This is a genomic window from Corynebacterium jeikeium, from assembly GCA_003955985.1.
GTDB lineage: Bacteria > Actinomycetota > Actinomycetes > Mycobacteriales > Mycobacteriaceae > Corynebacterium > Corynebacterium jeikeium_D.
Genome location: CP033784.1, coordinates 1,791,138 through 1,804,604 on the forward strand (window position 1 = coordinate 1,791,138; position 13,467 = coordinate 1,804,604).

The 13,467-nt window shown below is 56.0% G+C and carries 12 protein-coding genes; 3 read left to right on the top strand and 9 right to left on the bottom strand.

The features are described from left to right. The first annotated feature begins 49 nt into the window (after positions 1–49). Positions 50–1,054, top strand: a complete 1,005-nt coding sequence (locus EGX79_07825; GenBank protein ID AYX82101.1) for a ribokinase — start codon at positions 50–52, stop codon at positions 1,052–1,054. Between the two features lie 78 nt (positions 1,055–1,132). On the opposite strand, the gene EGX79_07830 is transcribed toward EGX79_07825, so the two are convergent. The 9 genes from EGX79_07830 to EGX79_07870 all read right to left on the bottom strand — a co-directional run bounded on the left by EGX79_07830 (position 1,133) and on the right by EGX79_07870 (position 11,769). Continuing rightward, positions 1,133–1,765 carry a DUF624 domain-containing protein gene (locus EGX79_07830; protein ID AYX82102.1) on the bottom strand — a complete coding sequence of 211 codons (633 nt, stop codon included), beginning with the start codon at positions 1,763–1,765 and terminating at the stop codon, positions 1,133–1,135. A 115-nt stretch (positions 1,766–1,880) separates the two neighbouring features. Continuing rightward, the gene (locus EGX79_07835; protein ID AYX82770.1) at positions 1,881–2,777 is read right to left on the bottom strand and encodes a carbohydrate ABC transporter permease; all 897 of its coding nucleotides are present in this window, start codon (positions 2,775–2,777) and stop codon (positions 1,881–1,883) included. 18 nt (positions 2,778–2,795) lie between these two features. Continuing rightward, positions 2,796–3,641, bottom strand: a complete 846-nt coding sequence (locus EGX79_07840) for a sugar ABC transporter permease (GenBank protein ID AYX82103.1) — start codon at positions 3,639–3,641, stop codon at positions 2,796–2,798. A gap of 179 nt (positions 3,642–3,820) precedes the next feature. Next, on the bottom strand, positions 3,821–5,149 hold the full coding sequence (locus EGX79_07845) for a carbohydrate ABC transporter substrate-binding protein (protein AYX82104.1): 1,329 nt from the start codon (positions 5,147–5,149) through the stop codon (positions 3,821–3,823). A gap of 480 nt (positions 5,150–5,629) precedes the next feature. Continuing rightward, positions 5,630–6,853, bottom strand: coding sequence for a DUF4032 domain-containing protein (locus EGX79_07850; protein ID AYX82105.1), 1,224 nt, complete (start codon positions 6,851–6,853; stop codon positions 5,630–5,632). Between the two features lie 69 nt (positions 6,854–6,922). Beyond that, positions 6,923–8,059 (bottom strand): sn-glycerol-3-phosphate ABC transporter ATP-binding protein UgpC, encoded by a 1,137-nt coding sequence (gene ugpC, locus EGX79_07855; GenBank protein AYX82106.1) that lies wholly within the window; start codon positions 8,057–8,059, stop codon positions 6,923–6,925. A 97-nt stretch (positions 8,060–8,156) separates the two neighbouring features. Continuing rightward, entirely contained in the window at positions 8,157–9,431 is a 1,275-nt protein-coding gene (locus tag EGX79_07860) for a PhoH family protein (GenBank protein AYX82107.1), read from the bottom strand. A 188-nt stretch (positions 9,432–9,619) separates the two neighbouring features. Beyond that, a complete protein-coding gene (locus EGX79_07865) occupies positions 9,620–11,056 on the bottom strand; it encodes an ABC transporter permease (GenBank protein ID AYX82108.1) in 1,437 nt (478 codons plus the stop codon). Next, positions 11,053–11,769: an ABC transporter ATP-binding protein gene (locus EGX79_07870; protein ID AYX82109.1), complete on the bottom strand. Its 717-nt coding sequence runs from the start codon at positions 11,767–11,769 to the stop codon at positions 11,053–11,055. The genes EGX79_07865 and EGX79_07870 overlap by 4 nt, the downstream gene beginning before the upstream one ends. Positions 11,770–11,895: 126 nt before the next feature. Between EGX79_07870 and EGX79_07875 the strand changes: the two genes are divergently transcribed. Next, positions 11,896–12,675: a sensor histidine kinase gene (locus tag EGX79_07875; protein AYX82110.1), complete on the top strand. Its 780-nt coding sequence runs from the start codon at positions 11,896–11,898 to the stop codon at positions 12,673–12,675. Continuing rightward, complete coding sequence (locus EGX79_07880) at positions 12,672–13,397, top strand: DNA-binding response regulator (protein AYX82111.1); 726 nt, start codon at positions 12,672–12,674, stop codon at positions 13,395–13,397. The genes EGX79_07875 and EGX79_07880 overlap by 4 nt, the downstream gene beginning before the upstream one ends. Positions 13,398–13,467: the final 70 nt, after the last annotated feature.

The following is a 13,467-nucleotide window of genomic DNA, read 5'->3' on the forward strand; positions in this document are numbered from 1 at the left end:
AACTCGGGCCGCCAACACGGATTTGAATTCCCGACTATCCTATATTTTTATGCAGCCGATTCCTGACCTGAATGAGAATCCAACAGTTGTTGTATGTGGATCTATCCACCTAGATACCCTGGTACAGGTCGATAGCGTACCCGCAGAAGGTGGCACGCTCATCGTTGATGACGGCACGAATATGCTGGGCGGCAAGGGCGCCAACCAGGCCGTTGCTATCGCTTATAACGGTGTCCGTGCGATCATGGCCGGAACTGTTGGCGAGGACCGCGCAGCGGATTTCGTGGTCGAGGAACTCAACGCACACGGCGTAGATGTCCACTCCATTCAGACTTCCTGGGATTTGCCGACCGGCAGCGCTTTCGTCGCAACGAACCGCAAGGGTCGCCCGGTGATTTTTGTCCAGCGCGGTGCCGATGCGCTAACCGACCCCACCGATTTCGTCGACGAGTTCGCATCAGCGGATGTCGTGCTCGCGCAAGGCGAGCTACTTCCGGAAGCAACTGAGGCCATCGCGTCCGTCGCATCCATGTACAGCGCGCGTCTGGTACTGAACCTCAATCCGGTCGTAACCGTTACACCTGCGCTGATTGACCATGCAGATCCGCTGATCGTCAACATGAAGGGCGCCTGGGAAACAATCCGTCGCCTGGACATCGCCGAGGGCATCCGCGCTACCGACTACCGCGCACAGCTCGAGGCACTTCTGCAGTACTGCCCCAGTGTCGTCATGCTCCGGGGCGACCACGGCTGTCTCTTCGCACAGCACTCCGACGGTCTCGACGACGAGCCGACAATCTACGAGCACCCCGCGCTCAAGCTGCCAGAGGAGAAGATTGTCGACGGCACTGGCTCCGGTGATGCGTTCGTCGGCACGCTCACCGCGGAACTGGCTAAGGGCACCTCGCTTTACGACGCCGTCCCCCTGGCCACCGCAGCAGGCGCAGCAGCTGTACAGGCGGTCGGCGCATGCTCCGCTTTTGCACGTCGCGAAAAACTGCTGGAGATGGTCGAGGCGGAGGATTTTCCCTCTGTGAAAGAGTACGCGGGCTAAGAATTGTCAACAGCCTGGTGTGCGAGCTGGCACCGATTAAGTCAGTGCCAGCCGGGCCAGTGGGGCCAGCGGGAGAACCTACCCAGCATTGTCTGGCAGAACGGGCTCAAGCGCCAGCATCACCAAGTACCAACTCAACGCGTACCCGATGAGGAAGACATAGGTAGCAATCGCGTAGATTTTCGCCGGGAAAAAGAATATGGCCGCGGGCACGATGAGAAGCGCCAAAACTGCGAGCGCAGTCCGCGGCAGGTTTTTGACGGTCATGCTGGTGGCCGTTGCCAGGGTTCGGCGTAGCGACGACTGACCGTCGGAAAGCGAGCACAGCGAGTAGACCCACGCGGTAATTCCCAGCAGGATTAGCGCCCCGGAGGTAACTCCTGCGGCGAAGATCAGGCCGACAGTGCCGAGGTCCGCGCGGGAGATAACGTAAAACTCATAGCCAATGCCACTGGCGAGAACCAAGGTGAATAGCCACCACACGGTTGGTGTGCGCCAATTGTCCAACAGTGCGCGCAAGAAGCGCCGTACGGGCCTTGAGCCTTCGTCACGGACCATGTCGCGAGCGACCACTACCCCAGCGCGAGTTGCGGCGCCTGCAGTGACTATCGGGATGGATGCGACGATCATCAGCAGGTTGATGATTACAAGGTCTGCTAACAGCGACCAGGCTGCGTAGAACTTTGTATCGGTGCTGAAAAATCTATCCACGGGTTCATATCCTAATAAAGGCTGATTAACAGACGAAAGCCTCAACCTACGCGGTTGAGGCTTTCGCTTTCGTAAAACGCGGTGCTTGGCGTCCTATGCGCTAACGCTTAGGCAGCTATCCCTTAACGGCACCCGCAGCAACACCCTCGATAATGTGCTTCTGGGTGGCGACGTAGAAAATCACAATCGGAATGATTGCGAGCACCAGCATTGCCATCATCGCGCCAAGGTCACGGTTACCGTTGGAGCCAACGAAGCTCTGCACGACAACCGGGATGGTCTTGTACTTAGTAGACAGGCCAATGACCAGGTACGGCAGCAGGTAGTCGTTCCATACCCACATAGCGTTCAGAATGGCGACAGTCACTGCAGTCGGCTTGAGCATGGGCAAAACGATGCGGAAGTAGTTCTGCATCGGAGATGCGCCATCAATCATCGCGGCTTCCTCGATGTCAATCGGGATGGACTTGATGAAGCCGGCAAACATGAAGACCGACAAGCCGGAGCCAAAGCCCAAGTAGAGAACCACGATGCCGATTGGGTTGTTCAAATGCAGCATGTCGGCGATCTTGACGGTCGGGAACATCACCATCTGGAACGGGATGACCATCGAGAACACAAACAGGTAATACAGCAGCGAGGTCCACCACGTCTTCACTCGCGTGATGTAGTAAGCCGTCATCGCAGAGAAGAACACAATCGCAATAACCGAGAGGATCGTGATGACAAAGGACCACACGATCGCCCAGCCGAAGCCCTCCTTCATCAGGCCGACGGCGTAGTTTTCGAACCCGACCCACATGTCACCTAGTGGCAGCTGGAAGGGGTTATCTGAAATTGCGAACTTGGACTTGAACGAGTTGAAGATAATGAACGCGATTGGCCCCAAGAACACGACGGTCAAAAACACCAGAATCGCGTAGATGATGACCTTAGATACACCTCCCACCTTGGCCTCGTCCTGCTTAGCGGGCTTGGCCTTGGGGAGCTTGGTGGCCGTTTCAGTGGTCATTGCAGCGTCGACAGACATTTATGCCTCCACTTCCTTGCTGCGAGTAGCACGCAGCTGCAGCATCGCGATCGCTACGACCACGACGACGAATATTACTGCCTTGGCTTGACCAACGCCCTCCACACCAATTCGGTTGAACATGGTGTTGACGATGTTCAGAGCAACCATTTCTGTCTCTGAACCCGGCGCACCATTGGTCAGGGCCAAGTTTTGATCGAAGAGTTTGAAAGTGTTCGACAGAGTCAAGAAGAGGCAAATGGTAATCGATGGCATGACCATCGGGATAGTAACGTGCCGCAGAATCTCCCAGCGTCCGGCGCCATCAATCTCCGCAGCTTCGATGAGCTCCGGTGGGACATTCTGCAGACCGGCAATATAGATAATCATCATGTAACCGACCAGCTGCCAGTTGATGAGGATGATCAGACCGGCGTAACCGAACTTCCAGTCGGACACAATCGTCGTACCGTACGATGCCAGCACGGCGTTAATCATCGACTGCCAGGTATAACCGAGCACGATGCCACCGATAAGGTTCGGCATGAAGAAGACTGTGCGGAAGAAGTTCGTGCCCTTCAGCTTGCGCGTCAGAATCCATGCGATCCAGAACGCGAACAAGTTCACAGTAATGATGGAAACAACAACCACCATGAGAGTGAATCCGAAGGAGGCGACGAAGCCCTCGCGCTCACTAAAGGCCTTCTGGTAGTTCTCGATACCAACCCACTGCGCATTAGTGATGGTTGTGAAGTCAGTAAATGATAGGAAGAAACCGATAACGAACGGCACCAGGAACGCGATTGCAAAGGCAATCAGCGTGGGTAGCACGAAAACTGGGAAATACTTTTTCAATGTTGCTTGCATCTACAACACCGCTCCTAAAGCTAAAGGCGGAGCCCGGTGCCTCGAGACCGGTTTAACAGGTCACCGAGCCCCGAGCTCCGCCTTGCCATTGGATGAACTCATTCCGTCGGTTGTTCATGCGCGAGAAGCTTTCGCTTCACACTCACCGATGGAATGGATCACCATTGATTTGCTGGTATTTAATTGTTCGGAGATTCCGCATTCCAGCTGTCGGCGAAAGTCTCGACAACCTTGTCCCACGGCATCTTTCCGGAAGCGTACTGCGCCAGCGCTGCGCCAAAATCATCCTTGAACTGCTGCGACGGGAAGTACTGGAAGTCCCACGGGATGGTGGTCAGGTCCTCGTTCTCAATTGCTGCGGCCACTTCCTTGGCCAGCGGGTCATTCGGAGTGTCGGCTTCAGTGAAGTTCTGGAACGGAGCGATGAATCCGAGATCCTCGACGACGTACTTCTTGCCCTCATCGGTGTTGAACAGCCAATTGACGAAGTCCTTCGTTGCCTTTTGGGAAGCCTCCGAAGCCTTGGAGTTGACCGTCAGGTAGTTCTCAGTACCAACCGAGATGCCGGTCTTATCCTCGTCCTTCAGGCCCATGTACATAGGCATGAACTTAATCTTGTCCTGCTTGACCACGTTGCCGGAGACATCGTTGATCTGGGACCATGCCCAGTTGCCATTCTGAACCATAGCGGCCTTGCCCTGGGCGAATTCCGCCATCGAGTCGGACACAGCCTTCGACGGGGCCAGAGTCTTTTCGACAGTGGAGTTATTCAGGTACAGATCAAAGAGGTTCTTGAACTCCTTGTTGTACTTGAACTTCACATCAGCGGTTTCCTTGGTGCCAAGGTCCTCGAATTCATAATGAACCGGTCCGTTGGCCAAGTGTGTCTGCCAGCGCCAATCCTCACCGGATGCAAGCGAGGTGGAAGCGAAGGTGCCGGAAATCCCCAGCTTGTCCTTCTTGGCCTGCATGTCCTCAGCAACTTCCTTCAGCTTTCCGAAGGCCTTAATCTCGTCGATGCTCTTGGCCTTGGCATCGGGCAGCGCGAAGTACTTGTCCATGATCTCTTCGTTATAGATCAGGCCAAACCCCTCGACTGCAAACGGGACGCCGTATACCTTGCCGTCCTCGCCCTTCAGCGGCTCGATGCCCTCGTTGAGGTTTTGTGCGATCTCAGTGTCAGACATGTCTGCCATGTATTCCTGCCAAGTACGCAGGCCCGCCGGACCATTGACTTGGAACAGTGTTGGCGCGTCCTTTTTACCAATCTCGGCCTTCAGAGTTTGCTCATAGGAATTCGAAGCAGCAGTAACGACCTTGACCTGGACACCAGTCTTGTCAGTGTATGCCTTCGCAATCTTCTGATATGCGGCATCCTGCTCCGGCTTGAAGTTAAGGAAGTAGACACCACCATCTGCAACCGCATCATCACTCGAGCACGCAACCAAACCAGCGGTTGCCATCAGGCCTGCTGCACACAGAGCTGAAAGGCGCTTGAAGTTCTTCACTATATTTTCTCCCTTGAGAAGAAAGGCCACTTCAATGGCATCCTCCGAGCAATTCGGACGAATATTTGCCAGCAGCCGTGGCCTAATTGGATTATCCCGCCCTGCGGCTAGAAGTAGCCTTTCATGCGAACTTCGACGCCACCCACGCGGGTATTCGGTCTCACCAAAATCTTACTTGACCAAAACCAATTTAGGTTGGCCTTCAGCCAGCTGTGAACAAATGCAAAGGAGAAAAATAGCAAAAGCTCTCGAAAGCACACCTAGAATTTGAGCTGTTTTCGAGCTGTTTTCGCTGAACAGAGCCGCCTACCGGCACCAAAGTAAGCACCTGGCCGCGACAATCACACGCAGACCCGACAACCACCCGACCACCAAAAGCACCCCTGTTTGGCGTGAATGTATATTTTTATAATATCCTGGCGAGTCGTTTACTTGTCACTTTTGAAATAATCGTACGCTCGACAGTCTGCTTCTAGAGAGCTACTCGACCTCATCGCTCGCGGGAAGACATACGGACTCGTCGCGATGCCCGGGCAACACTCGATCCACGTAGCTCTGCACCGCTTCTTGAAGCGGCACATCCGCACGGCGTTTTTCTGCCATGTACCAGCGATGCTCCAAGACCTCGTGGAAAACCTGCGCATCCTGCAGCCTTCCACGCAGCCCCTCGGGCACAGCCAGAATTGTGGCCTCGAAAACTTCACGCAGCCATCGGTGCGCAACCTGCTCTAGCGGAACCCCTTCAAGACCTTCCGCCAACCGAAAGGTCTGCATACTATTGAGCATCCGCCTCGCTTGCCGTTCTTGAACATCCAACCCCGTCAGTCGCATTAACTGCCGATGGTGATGCCCTGCGTCAACCACTCGTGGTCGGAACACAACACGGCCACCATCACTGGTGACTTTCAGCTCGCCAACATCGAAACCGAGGTCGTTGAGCCTGCGAATCCGCTCATCGACAAGCCAAGGCTCCTCAACACCAATAGATTCTTCCCCCGTCAGCTCTTGCCACAAGTCCTCATAACGCTCAATAATGCGCCTACCCACCGCAATTACGTCCAACTCAGGATCGAGGAATCCGCCGGCCTGCAGATCCATGAGCTCTCCGATGATGTTGGTATGGGCAACGTCAACGTCGTAAAGCCTGCGGGAATCTGAGAGTGTGCCTTGCAAATCTCCCGTTTCCGCGTCGACAAGGTAGGCGGAGAAAGCGTCTGCGTCACGACGAAACAATGTGTTCGACAGTGACACGTCGCCCCAGTAAAAACCAAGGAGATGTAACCGAACTAGCAGGACTACCAGCGAGTCAATCAGGCGGACCACAGTTTCGCGGGTGACCTGTTGAGAAAAAACTGCACGATACGGCAGCGAATACTCGAGATGTTCTGTGACGAGTGCGGCAGTTAACGGTTCGCCATCTGGATCCTTCCGGCCGGTGATTACCGCGAGCGGGCGAACCGATGGAGCACCGAGCCTGACCAGGTCACGCAGCATTCGATACTCATGATGAGCAGTGAACTCACCAATTTCTTTCACTGCAATGACGCGGTCATCTAAGTTGACGAATCGAACAATGTGTCGCGAAATTCCCTGAGGCAAGGCGGCTAACAAATCATCTGGCCACTGTTCCAGAGGTATATGCCAAGGAAGGCGCAAAAGCTTTGAAGCCACCGTTGTCGCGGCTATTTTCATAGTTTCCGACACGGTGGCTCCTAAAACTGTCTTACTGTCCCACTGCCCTACCAGCTACTCATTTCATCTAAACGAAAGATTTTAGGCCGGAAGGCGCATACCAGTCGACTTCGAGAACAGGTGCAGCATGCCCGGACGAATCTTGCCGTAAACTACCGAGCCCAACTTCGGCGCGGTGCGCGGGGCGGTACGAATAACCACCTGACCGTGTTCCTCTTCGTCCGGGTTAGAGGAAGATCCGGAGCTCAGTGCTCCGCCACCGACGAGGTCTCCATACATGAATGCATCGGAGCCCAACTCCTCGACCAAGTTAACCTGCACCGGAATGACGTCATCGCCCGGACCCTCGACCAGGTCGAATGCCTCCGGACGGAAGCCCACGATAATCTGGTTCTGATCCTCCGGCGTGATTGCAGCAAGTGTGGCTTCCGGCAGCTTAATCTTGGCCTCGCCCAACGTGGCGTAACCATTAGAGACGTTGAACGTGCCCAGGTTCATCGCAGGCGAACCAATGAAGCCCGCGACGAATTCGTTTGCCGGGGTTTCGTAGAGTTCCCGCGGGGTACCGACCTGCTGCAGAACACCGAAGTTAATGACCGCGATGCGGTCGCCCATGGTCAGCGCCTCAGTCTGGTCGTGGGTGACATACATGGTGGTCACACCCATCCGACGCTGCATGGCCGCAATCTGAGTACGGGTTTGAACACGCAGCTTCGCGTCCAGGTTCGACAACGGCTCGTCCATCAGGAACACCTGCGGCTTGCGCACAATCGCACGCCCCATTGCCACACGCTGACGCTGACCACCGGATAGAGCCTTAGGCTTACGATCCAGGAACTGAGTTAGATCCAGGGTCTTCGCAGCTTCTTCGACACGACGGTCAATCTCGTCCTTGTCCACACCAGCAATCTTGAGCGCGAAGCCCATGTTCTCGCGCACCGTCATATGCGGGTACAGGGCGTAGTTCTGGAAGACCATCGCAATATCGCGATCCTTGGGCGAGACATTGGTCACATCACGATCTCCAATGAAAATCTTGCCCTCATTGACCTCTTCCAGACCGGCAAGCATGCGCAGTGTTGTGGACTTACCACAACCGGAGGGGCCCACCAGAACCAGGAACTCGCCATCGGCAATTTCCAAGTTGAACTTGTCCACAGAAGGCTTCGTCGCACCAGGGTAAATGCGAGTGGCATCAGCAAAAGTCACAGTAGCCATGTGAATACAAACCTTTCATCAGCAGGTACGTGCCGAACGATCCGAGTGAAAGTAATCGCAGGAACAGCTCCTACGTAGCTGCCTCACAAGCTTACTCTTAATCGAGCAGCCCCGTCACGAGCTCCGCAATCTTCGAGCGCTCCGAGCGCTTCAGCGTGATGTGTGCAAAAAGCTCGTTGCCCTTGAGTTTTTCAATCACCGCCTGCACACCGTCATGGCGGCCGACGCGCAGGTTGTCACGCTGCGCCACGTCGTGCGTAAGGATGACCCGGGAATTGCTACCAAGACGCGACAGCACCGTCAGCAGTACGTTGCGCTCCAGCGACTGTGCCTCATCGACAATCACGAAGCTGTCATGCAGGCTACGACCGCGAATGTGTGTCAGTGGCAGTACCTCCAGCATGTCGCGCGAGGCAATCTCATCCATCACGTTGTCTGAAACCAATCCCTCCAGGGTGTCGTAAACAGCCTGCGCCCACGGGTTCATCTTTTCGTCCTCACTACCTGGCAGGTAGCCAAGGTTCTGACCACCTACCGCGTAGAGCGGACGGAACACCACAATCCGGCGATGCAGTCCGCGCTCCAGCACCGACTCCAGTCCCGCGCACAGCGCAAGCGCCGACTTACCCGTACCGGCTCGGCCGCCGAGGGACACAATCCCTACCGAGTCATCCAACAGCAGGTCAAGCGCCACACGCTGCTCCGCCGACCGCCCCTTCAGGCCAAACGCCTCCGTATCGCCCCGCACAAGCTTGACGACGCCCGGGGCGCTCACCCGTGCCAGCGCAGACTGGCTACCAGCGCTGAGCTGCACGCCGCAGTGCAGCGGCTGATCCTGGATCTGCTCGAGCTCAAGGAACCCATTGGCGAAGAGACGATCAATTTCCTCCGGGTCGACGTCCACTTCCACCATTCCCGAGTACCCAGTCAGAACGACGTCCTGGGCGCGGTAATCGTCGGCAGGCAAGCCGACCGCACCAGCCTTGACGCGAAGCGGAATGTCTTTGGTGACCAGCACGACATCATGGCCATCGTGCTGAAGATTGAGGGCGCAAGCGAGAATGCGGTGATCGTTTTCGGCGGTGCGGAAGCCTGCGGGAAGGATGGAGGGATCGGAGTGGTTGAGCTCAATATGCATAAACCCGCCAAGATCATTGGCGGGCACAGGCCGGTCCAGGTGGCCGTAGCGGTAACGCAGCTCTTCGAGGAAACGGAGCGCTTCTCGGGCGAACCACCCCAGCTCTGGGTGGTGGCGCTTGGCCTCCAACTCACTCACCACGACCAGCGGAAGCACAACTTGGTGCTCATCGAACTTCTTGGTGGCGTGGGGATCGGACAGCAGGACCGAGGTATCAAGCACGTAGGTACGCATGCCCTCAGGCTAAAAGTCAGAGGTAGAAATTACGTGGTTGTGAGATGAATGCTTGGTTATCAGATGAACCACAGTTGGTTACAGGCTCTAATCCTCAAGTTGAACCCTAAGGAACTGGCCGAGCACCGAGCACCACTGCCCGGCCACTCCACTGCCCTTTTAATGGCAACTAGTCGTTGCAATGGTGACTAGTCGTTGTGACGGATTTGGCGACCCAGCAACTTGTGGCGAAGCGGATCAACCGCCAAGGTCACAGCGCCAACTGATACAACTCCCACGAGGTACGCCAGCGCAACTACAAGGGAGCGTTGACCAAACGTGATTTCGTTCGCAATCGGGCCGAACATGGTGGCTCCCAACAGCGCACCCATGACAAAGCCGAAGATGCTGGTCGCAAGCATGGGAAAGAATGTCTGCTTGAAAGTGACCGTGCGGTGGAAGTTGATTGGCGTACCGATGAAGTCCAGCGCCTTTGTCAGCGATGCCTCTTCATAGACGGCTGAGGCCTGAGTCAAAAGCGTTGACACCAGCAGCAGAACGAAACCGATTACGAAAGTGATAGTCACACCGGTTGCAATATCGTGCGCGAATGTGACATCTGCAACCTCTTCAATCTTGTCTTCGCCAGGCACCATCATTGTGTAGCCAAGCAGCAGGGACAGGAAGGCCATGGAACTTACTCGACGCCACGATTCCTTAGCGTTAGTCGCGACTCGTCGCGTCGCCACAAAATCACTTGAAGTACCGAAGAAGCTGGAGATGCGGGCAACAAGCTGGATAAAGAAAGGCGCCACCAGGCCAATTGCCCAGACCATCAGGTACATCATCGCTGCGACACCAAGCGTGGCAGTGACGGTTCCACCCGCGATATTGGAGTTGGCAATCACGTACAGGACGATCGCACCGATAACAACGGCCACAATCATGCGCCATGCCTTCATCGACTTGGGCACTTCCTTGCGGCTAACGCCGAGTGGTGAAATCATCACCCTTCGCAAACCGACCACAGCGGCAAAGAGTGCGAGTAGCACCACGGCAACCCAGACCAGCGGGTAGCCCCACCAGGGCAGCAACATGTCCCAGGTATCCAGGTAGTCATTGTCGAACTTGATTATCGCCCAGAATGGCGCAGTGGCCACCGACAACAACGTGCCCACCACAAGCCCAACAGCTGCCAAGACGAGGGTTTCGATAACTACCATGCGTGTAACTGCCCCGTTGGAGAGACCAATTAAGCGCAGAGTTGCCAACCTCTGCTCACGCCCCGCAGCGCCAAGCACCGCCGACTGGGCCACCAGCGAAACCATTGCCGGAATCACAAACACACAGGCCACGAGTGCCAGCTGCAGGTACATCTCGCCCTGACCTTGATTCATGTAATCCTCGGGCGTTGGGTTCGGCGGCAGCTTTGGCTCAGCCTGCCAACGGCGGTAAAACATCGCCGTGCCACCGACGACGACCAACGCCAACCAGGTACTCACGGTCATGGCCACCACGGACAATGCGGACAGCCAGCCGTTTCCCGAATGGGATTCACGCCCGGCGCGCTGCAGCCGCGTGCTCAAGTCCGCTAGTGCGCCGGTAGGAATTCTCTGGGGTTTTGTTGCTTCAGTTACGGTGCTCACTTTGTAACCTCCGCTCCTGCCAGCATGCGGTCGTCGTGAATCAGGCCATCGCGGATCTCCACACGTCGACGACACCAGTCGGCCACCTTCACATCGTGCGTGACCATCACCAATGTCGTGCCAGTCTGCTCCACCAACGCGGTGAGCTGCTGCATGACCTCATGGCCTGTGGACTGGTCCAGCGCGCCAGTCGGCTCATCGGCGAAGATGACACCTGGCTCGCCGGCCATCGCGCGGGCAATTGCCACACGTTGTGCTTGACCGCCGGACATCTGTCCTGGGCGACGGCGCGTGAGGTCCTTGAGCCCCAGGCGGTTGAGGACATCGTCGGCAAGCGCGAGTGACTTCGAGCGCTTCTTGCCCTGCAGAATCATTGGCAGAGCAACGTTTTCCCTGGCAGTCAGCTCGGGAAGGAGCTGGCCATCTTGGAAAACGAAGCCGAAGTCGTGCAGGCGGAGGGCGGAGCGGTCGGCGTCAGAAAGCGAATTGATCTTTGTGTCACCGAAGATGACGTCGCCGTCGTCCGGCAGCAACACGCCGGACATGCAGTGCAGCAGCGTGGACTTACCAGAACCTGACGGTCCCATGACTGCAACGGTTTCGCCGGGCTCAATGGTCAGCGAAATGCCGGTGAGAACGGGAGCGGAATTGTAGGACTTAGTGATGTCACGAATACAAAGTCGTGCGTTTCTTGGGCTGTTGTTGTCTGTCATGGCACTCATTTCACTCGCACGGAGGCGATTTCAACACCGTGCCCACTTTCCTTTTGCGGTAGTGCTAGGTCTACTATGCCGGAAATTAATTCCTCCGCAGACAGAGCTTTCGTACCATAGGAAACTATGGAGCTGAAGGATTATTTCCGCAAATATATCGGCGCGAACCGCCGCGAAAAAGCGCATAAACGCAGCTACGAGGAATCCGCCGCCGCTCGCATCGCCGAACTTACCGCTTCACGACGAACAATTGCCGAAGCCTTCGAGATTGAACGTCGCCGCATTGAAAATGACCTCCACGACGGAGCTCAGCAATACATTGTTGCGGCTTCAATGAAATTGGGACTTGCAGAATTGGAAGCATCCAATACTGACAATGAGGAACTAATGCAGCTTCTCGCGGAAACTCGCGGCCATTTGGATGATGGATTACGTGCTTTGCGGCGAACAGTCCACGGAATTCACCCGCAGGTGTTGCGCGATCGCGGTCTGCAAGCGGCTGTTGAAGAGATTGCTGAAGGATACGGCCCTCACGTTGTTGTGCACACTCCCTATCCCCTGCCTGAATTGGAAGAAAGTGTGCTCGCCGCGGCGTATTTTTTCTGTGCAGAAGTGCTGACTAATGCGGCGAAATATGCACCGAACGCTCCTGTTTCTGTGCTGCTCACCTCGGATCAAACACTGAATATTTCAATTACGGACCAAGGCCCTGGCGGCGCAAAATTGGGGCGCGGTTTGCGGGGTATGAAAGAGCGTCTAGCCACTTTCGACGGTGCGATGACCATGCACTCTCCCGAAGGTGGGCCAACGCAGGTAATAGCCAGAATTCCTTTGATGTTGAACCGCTGGGAATCAGGTATTGGAGAAATGGAAAACGTGGAAATGAAAGGTGCGGAGAAGAAATGAAAATTGTCATTGCGGATGACTCGGCACTCCTGCGGGAGGGGGTCGCGGGGCTCGTCGAAAAGCGTGGACATGAAGTGATTGCGATGGTCGACACTGCCCACGGCCTGGTGGCGGACATCGATGACCGTTTTGATGACACGGGCGAGCTGCCAGATTTAGTGATAACCGATGTGCGCATGCCTCCAAAGATGAGCGATGACGGCCTGCGGGCGGCGGTCGAGTTGCGCGAGCGTTATCCGCAGCTGAATGTGATGGTGCTGTCGCAGTATGTGGCGCCGGCGTATGCGCGCGAGTTGTTCTCGTCGAGCGGTGCTGGAGGTAGTGCTGGGGTTGGTACTGGGGTTGGCTCGAGTGGCAGCAGCTCGAGTGGCGGGACCGGGTATCTGCTCAAAGACCGCGTTGGCCAGGTGTTGGACTTCTTGGGCTCGCTCGAAGTCGTCGCCGGTGGTGGCGTGGTGATTGACCCTGATGTGGCGACGGCATTGATGCAGTCCGGCAAATCGGGACTAGCCAGTTTAACGGCGCGCGAACGCGAAGTGCTCGAGCTGATGGCACGCGGCAAGTCCAATAAGCAGATTGCCGATGACCTCGTGCTTTCCGGGGCGGCAGTGGCGAAACACGTGTCCAACATTTTTATGAAGCTGCATCTGGAGCCCGGTGAGGAAAACCGCCGTGTGCGGGCAATTTTGGAGTTCCTCACGGCAACGTCGGGGCAGATTTAGGGTCGGCAGCAATCGCATCTCTCGCAAAGGCGATGAAAAAATAAGTGTTGATTGTGGCACGAGTCACAAT